This is a genomic window from Faecalibacterium sp. AM43-5AT (genome assembly GCF_003603345.1).
Taxonomy (GTDB): domain Bacteria; phylum Bacillota; class Clostridia; order Oscillospirales; family Ruminococcaceae; genus Faecalibacterium; species Faecalibacterium taiwanense.
This window is the reverse complement of record NZ_QVGZ01000001.1, coordinates 599,814-616,295: the sequence shown is the minus strand read 5'-3', so window position 1 is coordinate 616,295 and position 16,482 is coordinate 599,814. Positions and strand designations below refer to the sequence as shown.

Annotated in this window: 19 protein-coding genes; 18 read left to right on the top strand and 1 reads right to left on the bottom strand. The window is 58.5% G+C overall.

Features of this window, described 5'->3' with window-relative positions; genetic code table 11:
• The 18 genes from DW937_RS03275 (at position 1) to glmS (ending at position 14,809) form a co-directional block, all read left to right on the top strand.
• On the top strand, positions 1–2,340 hold the full coding sequence (locus DW937_RS03275) for a bifunctional (p)ppGpp synthetase/guanosine-3',5'-bis(diphosphate) 3'-pyrophosphohydrolase (RefSeq protein WP_097778151.1): 2,340 nt from the start codon (positions 1–3) through the stop codon (positions 2,338–2,340).
• A 3-nt stretch (positions 2,341–2,343) separates the two neighbouring features.
• Positions 2,344–2,805 (top strand): D-aminoacyl-tRNA deacylase, encoded by a 462-nt coding sequence (dtd, locus tag DW937_RS03270; RefSeq protein WP_005940113.1) that lies wholly within the window; start codon positions 2,344–2,346, stop codon positions 2,803–2,805.
• A 5-nt stretch (positions 2,806–2,810) separates the two neighbouring features.
• Positions 2,811–3,428 (top strand): MBL fold metallo-hydrolase, encoded by a 618-nt coding sequence (locus tag DW937_RS03265; RefSeq protein ID WP_097774817.1) that lies wholly within the window; start codon positions 2,811–2,813, stop codon positions 3,426–3,428.
• Between the two features lie 12 nt (positions 3,429–3,440).
• Positions 3,441–4,910 carry a coproporphyrinogen dehydrogenase HemZ gene (hemZ, locus tag DW937_RS03260; protein ID WP_120120109.1) on the top strand — a complete coding sequence of 490 codons (1,470 nt, stop codon included), beginning with the start codon at positions 3,441–3,443 and terminating at the stop codon, positions 4,908–4,910.
• Entirely contained in the window at positions 4,876–5,838 is a 963-nt protein-coding gene (locus tag DW937_RS03255; protein ID WP_097778148.1) for a nucleoside kinase, read from the top strand. The genes hemZ and DW937_RS03255 overlap by 35 nt, the downstream gene beginning before the upstream one ends.
• A gap of 169 nt (positions 5,839–6,007) precedes the next feature.
• Positions 6,008–6,442 (top strand): zinc ribbon domain-containing protein, encoded by a 435-nt coding sequence (locus DW937_RS03250; protein ID WP_118527977.1) that lies wholly within the window; start codon positions 6,008–6,010, stop codon positions 6,440–6,442.
• A 161-nt stretch (positions 6,443–6,603) separates the two neighbouring features.
• A complete protein-coding gene (locus tag DW937_RS03245; protein WP_243089054.1) occupies positions 6,604–7,314 on the top strand; it encodes a MazG family protein in 711 nt (236 codons plus the stop codon).
• Between the two features lie 55 nt (positions 7,315–7,369).
• Complete coding sequence (locus tag DW937_RS03240) at positions 7,370–7,639, top strand: HU family DNA-binding protein (protein WP_097778145.1); 270 nt, start codon at positions 7,370–7,372, stop codon at positions 7,637–7,639.
• A gap of 70 nt (positions 7,640–7,709) precedes the next feature.
• Positions 7,710–7,967 carry an RNA-binding S4 domain-containing protein gene (locus tag DW937_RS03235; RefSeq protein ID WP_005940129.1) on the top strand — a complete coding sequence of 86 codons (258 nt, stop codon included), beginning with the start codon at positions 7,710–7,712 and terminating at the stop codon, positions 7,965–7,967.
• A gap of 48 nt (positions 7,968–8,015) precedes the next feature.
• The gene (locus DW937_RS03230) at positions 8,016–8,300 is read left to right on the top strand and encodes a YabP/YqfC family sporulation protein (protein ID WP_120120108.1); all 285 of its coding nucleotides are present in this window, start codon (positions 8,016–8,018) and stop codon (positions 8,298–8,300) included.
• On the top strand, positions 8,297–8,737 hold the full coding sequence (locus DW937_RS03225) for a hypothetical protein (protein ID WP_097774821.1): 441 nt from the start codon (positions 8,297–8,299) through the stop codon (positions 8,735–8,737). Before DW937_RS03230 ends, DW937_RS03225 begins: the two co-directional genes overlap by 4 nt.
• A 30-nt stretch (positions 8,738–8,767) precedes the next feature.
• Entirely contained in the window at positions 8,768–9,073 is a 306-nt protein-coding gene (locus DW937_RS03220; RefSeq protein ID WP_005940137.1) for a septum formation initiator family protein, read from the top strand.
• A 39-nt stretch (positions 9,074–9,112) separates the two neighbouring features.
• Positions 9,113–9,682, top strand: coding sequence for a S1 RNA-binding domain-containing protein (locus DW937_RS03215; RefSeq protein WP_005940140.1), 570 nt, complete (start codon positions 9,113–9,115; stop codon positions 9,680–9,682).
• 105 nt (positions 9,683–9,787) lie between these two features.
• Positions 9,788–10,993, top strand: a complete 1,206-nt coding sequence (locus DW937_RS03210; protein WP_120019704.1) for a class I SAM-dependent RNA methyltransferase — start codon at positions 9,788–9,790, stop codon at positions 10,991–10,993.
• 7 nt (positions 10,994–11,000) lie between these two features.
• Positions 11,001–11,195: a hypothetical protein gene (locus DW937_RS14830; protein WP_120120107.1), complete on the top strand. Its 195-nt coding sequence runs from the start codon at positions 11,001–11,003 to the stop codon at positions 11,193–11,195.
• A 68-nt stretch (positions 11,196–11,263) separates the two neighbouring features.
• Entirely contained in the window at positions 11,264–12,133 is an 870-nt protein-coding gene (locus DW937_RS03200; protein ID WP_120120106.1) for a DUF5685 family protein, read from the top strand.
• Positions 12,130–12,687: a hypothetical protein gene (locus DW937_RS03195; protein WP_120120105.1), complete on the top strand. Its 558-nt coding sequence runs from the start codon at positions 12,130–12,132 to the stop codon at positions 12,685–12,687. The genes DW937_RS03200 and DW937_RS03195 overlap by 4 nt, the downstream gene beginning before the upstream one ends.
• Positions 12,688–12,988: 301 nt before the next feature.
• Positions 12,989–14,809 (top strand): glutamine--fructose-6-phosphate transaminase (isomerizing), encoded by a 1,821-nt coding sequence (gene glmS, locus DW937_RS03190; protein WP_120120104.1) that lies wholly within the window; start codon positions 12,989–12,991, stop codon positions 14,807–14,809.
• A 368-nt stretch (positions 14,810–15,177) separates the two neighbouring features.
• Here glmS and DW937_RS03185 read toward each other — a convergent pair whose 3' ends face one another.
• Complete coding sequence (locus DW937_RS03185; RefSeq protein ID WP_165852868.1) at positions 15,178–16,443, bottom strand: AI-2E family transporter; 1,266 nt, start codon at positions 16,441–16,443, stop codon at positions 15,178–15,180.
• Positions 16,444–16,482: the final 39 nt, after the last annotated feature.

The following is a 16,482-nucleotide window of genomic DNA, read 5'->3' as shown; positions in this document are numbered from 1 at the left end:
ATGCCAGAGGGAAAGAAAACTGCTGTCCCGGCACCGAAGCCTGTGCGGGAAGAGGATCTCTACTCCGCAAAGACCCACCTGCATCAGCCGGTACCGGTGCAGGAAACGGCTACCGTTTCTGCAACAGCACAGCTGGCCGATGCACCGGAAGGAACTCTGCCTTCGGAGGTGCGGCCGGAGATCGTTACCTGGGAAAAGCTGTGTGAGGCCATCAAGGCCAGCGGCCGCTCCTACAATATGGAGATGATCGAAAAGGCATATGACCTTGCCAACACTGCCCACAAGGGGGTGTGCCGCCGCAGCGGCGAGCCGTATATCTGCCACCCGCTGGCCGTGGCACGGCTGGTGCTGGATCTTGGTATGGACTCCGAGAGCATTGCTGCGGCCCTGCTGCACGATGTGGTGGAGGACACTCCCACTACGCTGGACGACCTGAAAGCTGCCTTTGGCGAGGAAGTTGCCCTGCTGGTGGACGGCGTGACCAAGCTGACCAAGATCCAGTTCTCCAACATTGAAGAACTGCAGGCCGAAAACCTGCGCAAAATGCTGCTGGCCATGAGCCGCGATGTGCGCGTGATGATCATTAAGCTGTGCGACCGGCTGCACAACATGCGCACCGGTGATGCATGGCCGGAACAGAAGCGCCGCGATAAAGCCCGCGAGACCATGGAGGTGTATGCCCCCATCGCCAACCGTCTGGGCATCCTGAACGTGAAGGAAGAGCTGGAAGACCGCAGCCTGCATTACCTTGACCCTGTGGGCTACGAGGAAATCAGCCGGATGCTCAGTGAGCGTGCAGGCGAGGAGTTCCTTGCAAAGGTGTCCGGTGTGATCGAGCGGCGGCTGGCCGAAAGCGGCATTGAGGGCGCTACCATCAAGCGCCGCGTCAAGAGCATTTACGGCATCTATCGCAAGACCATCATGCAGAACAAGTCCTTTGATGAAATCTACGATATCTATGCGGTGCGTGTCATTCTGGATACGCTGGCCGAGTGCTACAGCACTCTGGGCCTCATCCACGATATGTACCATCCGCTGCCCAACCGCTTCAAGGACTATATCTCCACTCCCAAGCCCAATGGCTACCAGAGCCTGCACACCACCGTCATCGGCCACGAGGGCATCCCCTTTGAGGTGCAGATCCGCACCCGCAAGATGGACGAGCAGGCCGAGTACGGCGTTGCGGCCCACTGGAAGTATAAAGAAGGTCTGGATGGCCACGACAAGCTGGACGAACGTCTGGCATGGGTGAGCCAGCTGTTGGAAAACCAGCGCGTCAGCGAGGATTCCGGCAATCTGCTGCACGACCTCAAGAGCGACCTGCTTCCGGAGGAAGTGTTTGCCTTTACCCCCAAGGGCGATGTCATCAACCTGCCCACCGGCGCTACCTGCATCGATTTTGCCTATGCGATCCATTCGGCGGTGGGCAACCGCATGGTGGGCTGCAAGGTGAACAACCGCATGGTGCCCATCGACCACATCGTTTCCACCGGCGAGATCATCGAAGTGATCCTTGGCCCGGCGGACAAAGGCCCCAGCCGCGACTGGCTCAAGATCGTGCGCACCAGCGAAGCGAAGAGTAAGATCCGAAACTGGTTCAAAAAGATGCGCCGCGAGGAAAATATCACGCAGGGACGTGATGCGCTGGCCCGTGAGCTGCGCAGGGAAATGATCATCATTCCGGACGACCAGCTGGACGATTTTATCAACAGCTGTTCCCGCCGCCTGCGCCAGAACAATGCCGAGGAGCTTTATGCCGCCATCGGCTACGGCGGCATGACCATTGCCAACTGCCTGCCCAAGCTCAAGGAGGAGTGGCAGAAGCTGAAAACTTCGGAGGAAAAGGCCGGGGAAGACCTGCCCAAGGTGGACCTGAGCCGTGTGCACGCTACCGACGGCGTGGTGGTAGAAGGCTTCGATAACACCCCCATCAAGTTTGCCAAGTGCTGCAGCCCGCTGCCGGGCGACCCCATCGTGGGCTTTATCACCCGCGGCTTTGGCGTTTCCATCCATAAGCAGAGCTGCGTGAACGCCATTTCCAGCATGAAAGATCCCACCAACGCCCCCCGCTGGGTCAAGGCGTACTGGGCCGACAGCGTCAAGGACAGCTATAAGGCCGGCATTGAGATCATCGCGCTGAACCGCAACGAGCTGCTGCAGGATGTGCTGGCTGCGCTGGCGGATATCCGGGTGCCCATCTATGCGGTGAACGCCCGTCAGGTGGAAAACAACTGCGCCATGGTCAGCCTGACCATCGGCATCAACAATACCGAGCACCTCAACCGTGTGGTCGCAAGACTTTCCAAGGTAAAGGACGTGCTCAAGGTGACAAGGAGCTAAAACATGCGTGCAGTCATTCAGGCGGTCTCTTCCGCCAGTGTGCGGGTAAACGGCGGTGAGCCGCGGGCCATCGGGCCGGGCCTTATGATCCTGCTGGGTGTCAGGGATACCGACAGTCTGGACATCGTGCCCAAGCTTGCCGATAAATGCGCGGGCCTGCGCATCTTCCCGGACGCAGAGGGCAAGCTGAATCTCAGCGCAAAGGACCTTGGCTATTCGGCTCTGGTGGTGAGCCAGTTCACCCTTTACGGTGACACGAAAAAAGGCTACCGGCCCAGCTTTATCAAGGCCGCAAAGCCGCCGCTCTCCGTGGATGCTTACGAGCTGTTCCTTGCAGAGATGAACAAACAGGGCCTGAAGGATGTTCAGCACGGCGAGTTTGGCGCGGACATGCAGGTGGCTCTTGTGAACGAAGGACCCTGCACCATTATCATCGATACCGACGAGTGGAAGAAAAAGGAGTGACCGCCATGCAGGCTTTTCATATTCCGGGCGCTGCGCCGCTGTATACCAATACCTTCCTGCTCATTTCCGACGCAGGCCATGCCGTGGTCATTGATCCGGCGGCAGATGCGCAGACCTACGATAAAATTTTAAAGGAAAACAATGCGCAGCTCACCACCATCCTGTGCACCCACGGCCACTACGACCATGTGGGCAGCGCCGAAGCCTTGCGCACCGAGTGGAACGCAAAGCTCTACTGTGAGGCTGCCGACCTTGCAGGCGACCGCATGTATCCGCTGAGCGCAGCGGACTGCGGCTACGCAGAAGGGGAGACTGTCTCGGTAGACGAGCTGCAGTTCACGGTCTGGCACACGCCCGGCCATACGCCCGGCGGCGTGGTGCTGCTGTGCGGCGAGTATCTCTTCTGCGGCGACACCCTGTTTGCAGGCAGCATCGGCCGTACCGATCTGGAGGGCGGCAGCAGTGCACAGATGGCCGAGAGTCTGCGTAAACTGGCAAAGCTGCCCATCCCGCGCGGCACGCAGGTGCTGCCCGGCCATGGCGAGTTCTCCACCTTTGGCGATGAACTGGACAACAATTACTTCATCCGCAGCGCTGTGCGCGGCAACAATGATTTATTTTAAAGAGTGAACAACATGAAGATTTATATTACCGGCCTGCCTTCCGGCTACGAAGTGGAGCATCTGGTGCGTTTGTTTTACCCCATGGCACCGCTCACCCTCACCCCGCCGGAGAACGCCGAGGACTGCGTCTGGGCAGAAAAAACGCCGGACGGCCTGCATGCACTGGTGCGTCAGGACGGCAGAAGTGCTGAACGACACGCACCGCTGCCCGCGCCTGTGGAACAGGGCGGCGAGACCCCGGAATTCAGCCTTGCCAGCCTGACCTATGATCTGCTGCGGGATTGGACCGGCATCCGCCCGCCATGGGGCAAAATGACCGGTGTGCGCCCGGTGCGGCTCATCCACGACAAGCGCGCCGCAGGCTGGACGGAAGCGGAGATCGACCACTTTTTCCTTGACCGGTTCGACTGCTCCCAGCAGAAATACCAAATGGCCAAGGCCATTGCCGACCTGCAGGAGCCGATTTTGAAAGTGGGCAATGAACCCGGGACCTACAGCCTGTACATCGGCATCCCGTTCTGCCCGTCCCGGTGCAGCTACTGCAGCTTTGTCAGCTGCAATCTGGACCGCGACCGCAAGATGGTGCAGCCTTATGTGGACTGTCTGTGCCGAGAGGTGGAAGAGATCCGCATTCAGGCTGACAAGGCGGGCCTGAAACTGTGCAGCATCTACATCGGCGGCGGCACGCCCACCAGCCTGTCTGCCGACCAGCTGCGGCAGCTGATGGGCACGGTCCGGGCGAATTTTGACCTCTCGAAGGTCGTGGAATATACGGTGGAGGCAGGCCGTCCGGACTGCACGGATGCCGAAAAGCTGGCGGTCATCAAGGAATACGGCGCTACCCGCATCTCCATCAACCCGCAGACCTTCTCGGACGAGGTGCTGGCGGGCATTGGGCGCAAGCACTCGGCGCAGGACATTCTGGACTGCTATGCCGAAGCGCGCAAGGCCGGTCATGATGATATCAACATGGACCTGATCGCCGGTCTGCCCGGCGACACGGTGGAAAGTTTTGAGCGCAGCCTGCGGCAGGCCATCGCGCTGGACCCGGAGAACATCACCGTGCACACCCTCACCCTCAAGCGCGCTTCCCGCATCGTCATTGAGGACCAGAAGGAGAACGACTACGCCGATGTAGCCGCCATGCTGGAAAAGTGCCATCTGCTGGCCGAGGCGGGTTATCGGCCCTACTACCTCTACCGCCAGAAGAATACCTTGCAGAACCTGGAAAACGTGGGCTGGTGCAAGCCGGGCCACGAGGGATATTACAACATCTATATCATGGAGGAAGTCCAGACCATCCTTTCCGCCGGTGCAGGCGGCAGCACCAAGCTGGTGGCCGACGGCGGAAAACGGATGCAGCGCATTTTCAATTTTAAGTATCCGAACGAATATATCCAGCGTTTTGCGGAGGTGCTGGAACGCAAAAAAGGAGTGGCTGATTTTTATGATCACGATTTGGGTACCCAAACGTCTGGTTGAGATCGATCTGTACAATGTGGCAGCCCGCAGCCCGCAGGCACTTGCCGACCTGAGTGAGCAGAGCTATGCCCAAAGGGTAGATTACGCCGCCCAGAAAGTGCAGCTTTCCGGCGCAAAGATCGTCATGCTCACCGGCCCGTCGGCCAGCGGCAAGACCACCAGCGCCCACTGCATTGCAAAGGCTCTGCAAAAGCGCGGGACCCCGGCGCAAGTGGTCAGTCTGGATAATTTCTTCAAAGGCGCAGAGTTCTATCCGCGCCTGCCGGACGGCACGCTGGACTACGAGAACCCCGATACGCTGGATCTGCCTCTCATCAAGCAGTGCCTGCGGGAGCTGAGCGAGACGGGCAAGACCGTGCTGCCCATCTACGATTTCTCTGCCGAAAAGCGCTCGGCAGAGGTGGAGCCCATCGACCTGCAGGGCGGTGTATGCATCGTGGAGGGCATCCATGCGCTGAACCCGGAGCTGACCGGCCTTGTAAAGGGCGACGACATCTACCGCATCTATGCAGGCCTGCGGGAGGAATACTGCATCGATGGCCGCCGCGTCATCAACACGCAGGATATCCGCCTGTGCCGCCGCACCCTGCGGGACGCTGCAGCGCGCGGCCGCAGCCCGGAAAAGACCCTTGCCATGTGGGACCGCGTGCTGGACGGTGAGACGCGGTATATCAAGGGCTTCAAGACCACGGCAGATTTTCTGCTGGATACCTCCTTTACCTACGAGCTGGGCCTGATCTCCAAGCTGCTGGGCGTGGTGCGCCGTCAGTTCACGCTGGAAGGCCACAATGCAGAGCTGTGGGACGAGACAGCCCGCCGCTTTGAGCATGTGGCACCGCTGGAGCTGGAGCTGCTGCCGGAGGACAGCATGCTGCGGGAATTCTACGGCGGCGCAGCCGACCGCAGGGCACAGAATGCCGATGTGTGAACTTATCGTGTAAATTTAGGCCGAATGCGAAAAAATTGTTTCCAAACCGGCACCGAACTGTAAAAAATGCGGCCCGTTCGTTGCAAATGAGCGGCTTGTGCGCTATAATGGAGATAACATCCGCACATGGCCCACGATAAACAGGCCGATAGTAAGAGAGGTGTCTTTTATGGATTTCAACAAGATCAAGGAAATGGGTCTGGAATATGCCGAAAAAGGCAAGAACGCTGCGCTGGATCTGGCCGAAAAGGGCAAGACTCAGGCTTTGATCGTAAATGAGCAGGGCAAGCTGCTCAAGGCACAGCGCCAGCTGGGCGCACTGGTGTACAGTCTGGCCAAGGGCAAGGAAGAGAACCAGCCGCTGGTGGATAGGTATATCGAGATGATCGATCACATCGAGCAGGAGATCGCCCGCCTGAAAGCATCCCTGACCCCGGCGGAAGCTGCCGAGGCGGAATATGTGGTGCACGAGGAAGTTCCTGCCGACCAGCCGGAAGCCCCTGCTGCCGAAGCTGTGCCGGAAGAGCACAAAGCCTGCCCGCAGTGCGGTGCTCCCGTCTCGGACGATGCACTGTTCTGCAACAAGTGCGGTGCACAGCTGTAATAAAACGGTTCAGCAACAGGGCGGCGCTCCCCACAGGACACCGTCCTGTTTTTGCGAGCGGAAAATGCAGACGAAATGCGGGAAATTTGCGCACTTTGTCTTGCAAAACTGCATGAGATGCGATACAATATACAGTATCTTTTACAAGGCAGGTGAACGCTGTGCTGGACTGGCAGCCAAAGGCACCCTATACGGCAGAGCAGCTGCTGGAAATTCTGCGTATCCTGCGGGACCCGGAGAACGGCTGTCCGTGGGATAAGGTACAGACCCATGCTTCCATCCGGAAGAACTTTCTGGAAGAGACCTGCGAAGCGCTGGAGGCCATTGATGCTGACGATCCGCAGTTGATGCAGGAAGAGCTGGGCGATGTGCTGATGCAGGTGGCGTTCCATGCGGTGATCGAAGAAGAGCGCGGGCGCTTTACGTTTGAGGATGTCTGCCGTGAGGTGTGCGAGAAGCTGGTGTTCCGGCATCCGAACATCTTTGCGTCCTCGGCGGCACAAAATGCGGGTATAAACGGCTGGGATGCGCTCAAAAATAAGGAAAAGGGCCGCACCACTCTGGCTGATGAGCTGGGCACAGTGCCGGTTACGCTGCCTGCTTTGATGCGTGCCCAGAAGCTGCAGAAGCGTGCCGACCGCTGCGGGACAGAGCAGTCTGTGCCGGAAACGGCACGGCAGGCTTTGCAGGCAGCGCTGGACGACTGGAACCGGGAACAGGACGCACAGGCGGCGGGAGAACTGCTGTTTGCTGCGGCCAATGCCATGCGGCTGGCAGGTGTGGACGCGGAGGAAGCGCTGACCTTTGCATCCAAGCGCTATTGTGCAGAACTGCTGGCGCAGAAAGAACAAAGCGGTACTCAGGTCGAGTGACCTGCTCCGATAGAGAAAAAAAGAACACCAAGTAACAAATCTGGAGGGTATTTTTATGACGAAGACCGATCTGATCGCACAGGTTGCTGCGAACACTGAGATGAGCAAGAAGAGTGCTGAGCAGGCTGTCAATGCTGTGTTTGAAGCACTGAGCAAGGCCATGTCTGAGGGCGAAAAGATCACCATTTCCGGCTTTGGCACCTTTGAGGTGCGTGAGCGCGCCGAGCGTCAGGGCATCAACCCCCGCACCCGTGAGCCGATCACCATTGCCGCTTCCCGCAGCATCGTGTTCAAGCCCGGCAAGTCCCTGAAGGACACCCTGTAAGCTGTATCTGCTTTGCCGCCGCTGCCTGCAAGAGGGTGCGGCGGCTTTTTTTGTGACAGGAGGAAGAACCATGCGTCTGGATAAATATTTGAAAGTTTCGCGTCTGATCAAGCGCCGCACCGTGGCAAACGAGGTGGCCGATGCAGGCCGCATCCTCATCAACGGCAAGATCGCCAAGGCCAGTCAGGCCGTCAAGGCGGGCGACATCATCGAAGTGACCTTTGGCAACCGGCCCATCAAGGTAAAGGTGCTCTCGGATGTGGAGCCGCGCACCAAGGATGTGGCCCGCGAGATGTACGAGATCATTGCAGAGGGCGAGCAGGCATAAAAGCCCCGGTCCGGTGCATAGGATGCACCAGAAAAGGGGAGACGAACCATGCCGGAAAAAACACCCAGAGACCCGCAGCCCGCGCCGCACGATCTGATCTTGGAAAGCCGCGCCCACCTGACGGTGACCGGTGTGCAGAAGGTACTGCACTGCAATGCCGACAGCGCTGCCATGGAAACGGGCAAGGGCACGCTGCACCTGACTGGGGCGCAGCTGAACATGGCGGCGCTGGATCTGGAGACCGGGGAGGCGAAGTTCACCGGCCGCATCGACACGCTGGAATATACGGCTAGCGTACCGGCGGGCGGTTTTCTGCGCCGCCTGCTGCGATGATCCCGGTACTGCCGCCTGCAGCCCTTGGGCAGGAGATCGCTGCCTGCACGGTGCTGGGAGCCAGTATCGGCGCACTGCGGGCTGTATTCCCGGCCAGAGGGCGTGCAGCTTTTGTGCCGGATCTGGTGTGGATGGGTGCTGTGCTGGCCGCTGTGCAGAGCTACGCAGCAGGGCAGAGCAGTGCCGGTGTTCTGCGCTGGTACATGGCTGCGGCAGCCTTTGCCGGTGCCGGTGCAGCAGCCTTTGTGCTGGGTGCACCGCTGCGTGCAGCGGGAGGCGTTTTACAGCGCCGGGTGCTCCGGCCGGCAGAGCGGCGGCGCGCCCGGCGGAGAAAGGCGCGCAAACTACGCCGCAGCGCAAAAAGAACTGCAAAAAAGCGCAAAAAGAACTTGCCAAACCAGCGCCGCATGATGTATAATTCATATGTGTTAAAGTAAGAGTCAAATGCAACGGGGGCAGAAGAGATCATGGCAGCACCGGACCGCAGAAAACGCAAGAAGAAAGTGGTCGTTAAAACGCTTGTACGGGTGTTTTTTGTCCTGCTGCTGCTGAGTATGCTGGCAGCATACATTTCCAATCAGGTCACCATCAGCTCCAAACGTGCGGAGCTGGACACGCTGAACGAGCAGATCGCCCAGCAAAAGACTGAAAACGAGGAGATGCAGCGCATTCTCAGCGGCGATGCAGACCAGATCACCGAGTGGGTCGCGCGGGATTCTTACAATTACGCTGCACCCAACGAGCGCATCTTTGTGGATGTGACCGGCAGCTGAATTGCTGCCCATTCTATGGAAAACAAGGAGTATTGAGTTTTGGCAATTGAGGTAGGGAACGTATTCGAGGGCCGCGTCACCGGTGTAAAGCCGTTTGGCGCTTTTGTCGCACTGCCGGAGGGCCGTGTAGGCATGGTCCATATTTCCGAGGTGTCCAACGAGTTCGTGCAGGACATTGCAGCTGTTCTGCACGATGGTGATATCGTCAAGGTGCAGGTGATCAACATTGCACCGGACGGCAAGATCGCACTGTCCATCAAGCGCCTGCTGCCGCCGCCTCCGCGCCCGGCGCGTGAGGGCAGAGGCCCTGCAGGCGGTCCGCGTTCTGGTGGTCCCCGTCCGGGCGGCCCCCGCGAGGGTGGTCATTTTGGTGCAGGCCGCGGCGGCGCTGGCCGCCCCCCGCGTGAGGGCGGCAGAGGCCCTGCCCGCGACAGCGCACCCCGTGTATGGCAGCCCAAGGCTCCCGTCCGTTCCGATAACATGAGTTTTGAGGACATGATGAGCCGCTTCAAGAGCCAGAGCGAAGAGAAGATGGCCGATCTTGATCACGAGACCAATAACCGCCGCGGCGGTGGTTATGCGCCTCGCGGCCGCGGTGGCCGCCGCTGAGCGGAAAGGCCTGCGCTTTTCAAGCCTGATCAAAATAACGGAAACAGACCTGTCTCATTTGATCGGGCAGGTCTGTTTTTTCCGTAATAAAAGAAAGGAAACACAATGCCTGCAAAATTTGAACTGATCGCGCCCTGCTTTTTTGGGTGTGAATCCACTGCAAAATTTGAGCTGACCCGCATCGGCGCAGAGAATATCCGCGTGGACGATGGCCGTCTGAGCTTTGCCGGCGGCGCAGAGATGATCGCTGCTGCAAACCTCAATCTGCGCACGGTGGAGCGCGTGATGCTGTTGCTGGCCCGCTACAGGGCCGCCACCTTTGATGACCTGTTCGACGGCGTGTACGATATTCCGTGGGAGGAGCTGCTGCCCGCAGACGCAGCCTTTCCGGTCACCGGCTCTTCACTGAACAGCCAGCTGTCCAGTGTGCCTGCCTGCCAGAGCATCATCAAAAAAGCTGTGGTCAAGCGCCTGATGGCAAAGCACCACACCTCTGTGCTGCCGGAGACCGGCGCGGAGTACAAGATCCGCTTCATGTTGCGCAAGGATCAGTGTGAGATCATGCTGGACACCACCGGCGACGGTCTGCACAAGCGCGGCTACCGCCGCAACGCCATGGAGGCACCCATTCGCGAGACTTTGGCCGCTACCATTGCAGACCTTGGCCGTGTGCGCCGCGACAGTCTGGTGGAGGACCCCTTCTGCGGCAGCGGCACGCTGCTGATCGAAGCTGCTCAGAAAGCTATGAACATTGCCCCCGGCCTGAAGCGCCGCTTTGCCGCCGAGCGCTATGGCTTTGTGCCGGCAGCCATCTGGGCCGAGCAGCGTCAGAAGGCACTGGCCGAGGCCAAGCTGGATGTGGGCTTTGAAGCCTTTGGCTATGATATCGACCCTGCCGCTGTGGCTCTGGCCAACGCCAACGCAAAGCTGGCCGGTGTGGAAAAGCGCTGCCACTTTGAAGTGGCTGATGTGGCCGACTTTGCCGCGAAGCAGGAGGCCATCGTGCTGACGAATCCCCCGTATGGCGAGCGCATGAGCACCATTGAAGGTGCTGCAAAGCTGGCCCGCACGCTGGGCCGGCAGATGGAAGCACACCCCTGTGCAGGCGTGTATGCGATCACTGCCGATATGGATTTTGAGACCCACTACGGCAAGCGTGCCAACAAGCGCCGCAAGATGTACAACGGCATGATCCCCTGCCAGTTGTATATGTACTACAGCGCGCTCAAGCTTGAGCACACTGCAAAGCCGATGCCGAAGTCCGGCTTTGACGGCAAGCGCACTGCACCGAACCGCTTTAACAAGAAGTAATTGAAAAATGTTACCTGCCGCACCGGAGCTGTCCAGTGCGGCTTTTTACATTGCAGCCGGTAATTACCGAAAAAAAACAAAGCGGGATCTGAATTGGCAGGAGATGGAAATGAACGCAAACACAGGAAGTTTTACGCTGTGTTCCGCGCCACGTGCGGCAAAGATGAGACAAATTCATGCTCTTTTTACAAAGGATGGTTGAACCCGGGCTGAAAATGGATTATACTTACCTTATTATTCTGCGGTTCTTCCGAGGAGGAAAAGGTGCGTATGAAGGGTAGGATGCGGCCATATCTGCCGGAGCTCACCATCCGGGATTACAATATCTACCTGCGCTATCTGCGCGGGGTGCGGCGTCAGCTGTACGAGGCGTACGGATTATATTCCTGCCATCTGCTGCGGAGCAACGGCGTGCTGTTTGCCATCCTTTCGGACAGTCTGGCCGGGCGGCAGGCCACTTGCCAGCGCAAGCGGGTCCCGGGCACACTGGCCTGGCGCAGGCTCATGTGCCAGACCCAGGGCATCCGGCTGGCCGCACAGGTGGAGGTGCTGCTGGGCTGGCACAACCTGCAGGACCGCAAATACAGCGAGCTGCGGCCGCTCAAGCGCCTGCGCCGTGCGGTGGACCGTCTGCTGCTGCGCCGCGCCTATGAGCGTGCCGTGCAGGAGAACCCGGCGCTGGAACGGCTGTTCGTGCAGGAGCGGGATCAGGCCGTGGTGCAGATGAACCTGAGCGCCAAGAACTACTCTCTTGCCGCTGAACCCATGAGCAACATTTACGGTGCACTGTATTCCACCCTTGCCACCGACGACCCCAGCCAGCGCAAAAGCATGCGCTACATCGGCAGCAGCATCGGCCGCATTTTTTACCTGCTGGATAAGGCTGAGCGCTTTGAGATGGACAAGAGCAGCGGCCGCTACAACGTGTTCGTAGTCAACGACCTGCGGGGACAGGCTGCGGCGGTGGAGAATGCCCGCCGTCAGGCACTGGCTGCCGCCAACGATCTGATCCGCGTGTACAGTATGCTGGACATCAAATTGAACCGCGGCCTGCTGGATAACATCATGCTGCTTGGTCTGCACCATGCGGTGGACCCGCTGGAAGCCGGTGCTGAGCACGAAAACTGGGAGATCCCATGAAGCAAAACCATCAAAAAAGCTGGGCCATGGCTTACTGCGGCATTGTGGCGGCGCTGTGCGTCGCACTGATGCTGCTGGGAGCTGTGATCCCCATTGCCATGTTCATTGCGCCTGCAGTGGCGGGCTTTCTTGTTGCAACAGTCTGCGTGGAGTGCGGGATGCAGCTGGCTCTGACAGCCTATGCGGCAGTCAGCCTGCTGGCACTGCTGTTCGTACCGGATAAGGAAGTAGCGCTGATCTTTGTGTTCCTGCTGGGGTATTACCCGCTGGCAAAGCCGAAATTCGAGCACATCCGCCCTGCGGTTCTGCGCATTGTCTGCAAGCTGCTGCTGTGCAACGGCACAGTGCTGGCCATGTACGGGCTGGTATTTCTGCTGGTGCCGGCAGGCAGCATTTCGCAGGAGCTGCGCACTACCGCGCTGGCTGTCTCGCTGGCAACGCTGGTCATGGGCAATGTTGCCTTTGTGCTGTACGACCGGGCATTGCATAACATGCTCATGATGTACCGGCTGGTCTGGCGGCCGAAACTTCATAAAACTTTGGGCTGGCGCTGAGCCAGCCTTTGTGCTATAATGGGGCATCAGAAAGGGGAGAGCGCAGCACACAGGTAACGCAAAGCGCCGGGCCACGCGGGTGACAGCCGCGAGGGTGACGAGGAGAGGAATCATCGAAAGATTCGGCGGATGTTTCTCCGGCTGAGGGCTAGACCAGCCGCAGAGAAGGGCAAAAAACGGCAGCAATACCGCAACAGATCCCTTCAAAGAAAGCCATACAAGAACATAAACTGTACTAGGAAGCTGACTGGATATCACTGCGCCTTTTTGCGCGGGAACGGTCGGTATGGAGGTGTTTTGTATGTGCGGCATTGTTGGTTATGTCGGTAAGCGCAGTGCGCAGGACGTGCTGCTGGATGGTCTGGAAAAGCTGGAGTATCGCGGGTACGACTCCGCCGGTGTGGCGCTTGCGCTGGACGGCGGCATCCGCGTGGTAAAAAGCAAAGGACGGCTCACCGCCCTGCGGGAAAAGCTGGCGGCGCAGCAGCTGGCACAAAGCTTCTGCGGCATCGGCCACACCCGCTGGGCTACCCATGGCGAGCCCAGCGATGTGAACAGCCACCCGCATTCGACCCCGCGTGTGAGCATTGTGCACAATGGCATCATTGAAAATTACGGCCTGCTCAAGGAGCGCTTGGCCGCAAAAGGCTATACCTTCCAGAGTGAGACGGACACCGAAGTGCTGGTAAAGTTGATCGACAGCTGCTATACGGGTGACCCGCTGCGTGCACTGCAGCAGGCGCTTGCCAAGGTGCGCGGCAGCTATGCGCTGGCCGTGCTGTTCCGGGATTACCCGGACACCATTTTTGCAGTCAAGAGGGAAAGCCCGCTGATCGTCGGCTGGGGCGAGGGCGAAAACTTTGTGGCTTCGGATATTCCGGCACTGCTCAAGTATACCCGGAAATACAGCGTGCTGGAAGAAGGGGATATGGCCGTCTGCACCACAGAGGGCATCCGCTTCTACAACGAATTTGGTGAGCCAGTGGAGCGCCAGCAGCTGACGGCGGACTGGGATATGGAAGCTGCCGAAAAGGGCGGCTATCCCCACTTTATGCTCAAGGAAATCAACGAGCAGCCTGCGGCCATTATGGCCACGGTCAGCCCCCGTGTAGAGGACGGACTGCCGGTGCTGCGCATCCCGGAGATGACCGATGAAGTGCTGCGCGGTATTGGCCGGGTGCATCTGGTGGGCTGCGGTACGGCTATGCATGCCGGTATGGTGGGCAAATCTGCCATCGAAACGTTGGCCCGTGTGCCCGCCGAGGTGGATATTGCCAGCGAGTTCCGTTACCGGGACCCCATTCTGGAAAAGAACGATCTGGTCATCATCATCAGCCAGTCCGGCGAGACCAGCGACACGTTGGCAGCGCTCAAGCTGGCCAAGAGCCGCGGCGTGCCGGTGCTGGCCATCGTGAATGTGGTGGGCAGCTCCATTGCACGTGCCGCAGATTATGTAATGTACACCTACGCCGGGCCGGAGATCGCGGTAGCATCTACCAAGGCGTATATGGTGCAGATGTGCGTGTTGTATCTGTTTGCACTGCGGCTGGCCTATGCGCGCGGACGGCTGAGCGAGGCAGAGACCCGCCGCTATACGGCCCAGCTGCTGCGCGCACCGGAGGTCATCAAGCCGCGCCTTGCAGATTGTGAGCAGATCAAGTACCTTGCCAGCCGCTATGTGAACACCCAGAGCTGCTTCTTCATTGGGCGCGGGTTCGACTATGCGCTCTCGCTGGAGGGCAGCCTGAAACTCAAGGAGATCAGCTATGTGCACTCGGATGCCTATGCAGCCGGTGAACTGAAACATGGTACCATCAGCCTGATCACCGATGGCGTGCCGGTGATCGCACTGGCCACCCAGAAACAGGTGTACGAAAAGACCATTTCCAATGCCAAGGAGACCCGCAGCCGCGGCGCAAGGGTGCTGCTGTTTACCACAAAGGATGCTGTGGTGCCGGAAGGCGTGGCAGATGCCGTGATCCGGCTGGATGAGTATGAGGATATCCTGATGCCGCTGCAGCTCATTGTGCCGTTACAGCTGTTTGCCTATTATATGGCTGTTCTGCGCGGCTGTGACGTGGATAAGCCGCGTAATCTGGCCAAGAGCGTGACCGTGGAGTGACGGCATAAAACGCAGCCAGAAAGCCCTGCACGAAACAGAAATAACAAAACAGGACCCGCGCTGAATCACTGAAGTGCATTCTGTCAAGTAGAAAAAAATAATATAAGGTTTTTGTTCGCCGTTTCCACAAGGAGACGGCGAATTTTTTGTGCAAAATCGGTATCAGGCAGCTCGGTTCATGGCACCGACATGAGCCTGCATCGGCATCTGGATGAACAGACGGTGCTGGTAACGGCGGTTGTTGCAGCAGTCAATAGTGATTGTTCTTTCTTGACATGAAAATACCCCCAGAGTACTCAGAGTTTTTGTTTTTTTTCTCTGTCTACTCTAGGGGCAACATACCACATGGAATGCCGGGGCTTTGTGATTTATAGATTATTTGTTTCGACAGGAGGTGCTTCCGATGCAGACGTTTCTACCGGAACATCGTCCTCCGGGTCGCCGAAGTTGTCGTGGTAAGTCTGCAGCAGGTCGATCTCCTTGTTGTGCTTCAGGCCGTGGATGACCAGCTTTTTGATCACATCATAGATGACTGCAAACAGCGGCACACCTACGATCATGCCCACAAAACCCCACAGACCGCCGAACAGCAGGATGGCGAACAGTACCCAGAAACTGGAAAGACCGGTGGTGTTGCCCAGAATCTTGGGGCCGATCACGTTTCCGTCCAGCTGCTGCAGCACCAGAACGAACAGGACGAACCACAGCGCCTTGATGGGGTTCTGAATGAGGATCAGCAGGGTGGCGGGCACGGCACCGATGAACGGGCCGAAGAAGGGGATCACATTGGTCACGCCGATGATCACGGAAACCAGAAGGGCACTGGGGAACTTGAAGATCAGGCAGCCGATATAGCACAGCACGCCGATGATGGCGGAATCCATGATCTTGCCGTTGATGAAGCCGCCGAACATCTTATCGGCGTACTTCACTTCTTCCTTGATCAGCTCTGCCCAGCGGGGCTTGAAGATGCTGTAGAGCACCAGCTTGGCCTGCTGCACAAAGCGCTTGCGGCTGGCCAGCATATACACGGCCACGATGATGCCGATGATCAGGTTCTTGGCCATGGTCACTACGTTCAGCACACCCACTGCGGCGCCGCTGACGATGTTCTGCATGGAGGGCAGGAGCCGGGTCTTGATCAGATCATCGATATTGGTGCTGATGGTGGCATAAGCAGAGTTGAGCATGTCCATGATCTGCTGGTTGTTCTCAATGAACTCCACATGATTCGCCCACTGCACGAACTTTGCGAGGTTGCGCTGCGCAGTGTAGTACAGGGTGGTCACGCTGGTAATGAGCTGCGGAATGATCATCATGCACAAAGCGTAGATGAGGAGCAGGCCGAACAGGATGGTCAGCGCAACGGACAGCACATTGACCAGACCATGCATCTTTTCCGGGATGAACCGGCGCAGAAAGCTCTCGATGGTGTTGCACACGGGCTTGAGCAGGTAGGCGATGACGGCACCGTAGATGAACGGCATCAGAATGCCGGTCAGCGTGGAGATGGCATCGCCAAAACCATCGAAGCGGTAGATCAGGAAAAAGAAGATGATGCTCAGGGAGATCGCTCCAAATCCTGCCAACATCCCGTAGAGATAGGGCTTGATGTGCGGCTTTTTGTCCATCATGATAGACTCCATTTCAGCCGCGGACAGCAGGAATCTCCG

Excerpts from the sequence above, each read along its gene's own strand:
- DW937_RS03275 (WP_097778151.1), top strand. The coding sequence starts at position 1 with ATGCCAGAGGGAAAGAAAACTGCTGTCCCGGCACCGAAGCCTGTGCGG.
- dtd (WP_005940113.1), top strand. The coding sequence starts at position 2,344 with ATGCGTGCAGTCATTCAGGCGGTCTCTTCCGCCAGTGTGCGGGTAAAC.
- DW937_RS03265 (WP_097774817.1), top strand. The coding sequence starts at position 2,811 with ATGCAGGCTTTTCATATTCCGGGCGCTGCGCCGCTGTATACCAATACC.
- hemZ (WP_120120109.1), top strand. The coding sequence starts at position 3,441 with ATGAAGATTTATATTACCGGCCTGCCTTCCGGCTACGAAGTGGAGCAT.
- DW937_RS03255 (WP_097778148.1), top strand. The coding sequence starts at position 4,876 with ATGATCACGATTTGGGTACCCAAACGTCTGGTTGAGATCGATCTGTAC.
- DW937_RS03250 (WP_118527977.1), top strand. The coding sequence starts at position 6,008 with ATGGATTTCAACAAGATCAAGGAAATGGGTCTGGAATATGCCGAAAAA.
- DW937_RS03240 (WP_097778145.1), top strand. The coding sequence starts at position 7,370 with ATGACGAAGACCGATCTGATCGCACAGGTTGCTGCGAACACTGAGATG.
- DW937_RS03235 (WP_005940129.1), top strand. The coding sequence starts at position 7,710 with ATGCGTCTGGATAAATATTTGAAAGTTTCGCGTCTGATCAAGCGCCGC.
- DW937_RS03230 (WP_120120108.1), top strand. The coding sequence starts at position 8,016 with ATGCCGGAAAAAACACCCAGAGACCCGCAGCCCGCGCCGCACGATCTG.
- DW937_RS03225 (WP_097774821.1), top strand. The coding sequence starts at position 8,297 with ATGATCCCGGTACTGCCGCCTGCAGCCCTTGGGCAGGAGATCGCTGCC.
- DW937_RS03220 (WP_005940137.1), top strand. The coding sequence starts at position 8,768 with ATGGCAGCACCGGACCGCAGAAAACGCAAGAAGAAAGTGGTCGTTAAA.
- DW937_RS03210 (WP_120019704.1), top strand. The coding sequence starts at position 9,788 with ATGCCTGCAAAATTTGAACTGATCGCGCCCTGCTTTTTTGGGTGTGAA.
- DW937_RS14830 (WP_120120107.1), top strand. The coding sequence starts at position 11,001 with ATGTTACCTGCCGCACCGGAGCTGTCCAGTGCGGCTTTTTACATTGCA.
- DW937_RS03200 (WP_120120106.1), top strand. The coding sequence starts at position 11,264 with ATGAAGGGTAGGATGCGGCCATATCTGCCGGAGCTCACCATCCGGGAT.
- DW937_RS03195 (WP_120120105.1), top strand. The coding sequence starts at position 12,130 with ATGAAGCAAAACCATCAAAAAAGCTGGGCCATGGCTTACTGCGGCATT.
- glmS (WP_120120104.1), top strand. The coding sequence starts at position 12,989 with ATGTGCGGCATTGTTGGTTATGTCGGTAAGCGCAGTGCGCAGGACGTG.
- DW937_RS03185 (WP_165852868.1), bottom strand. The coding sequence starts at position 16,443 with ATGATGGACAAAAAGCCGCACATCAAGCCCTATCTCTACGGGATGTTG.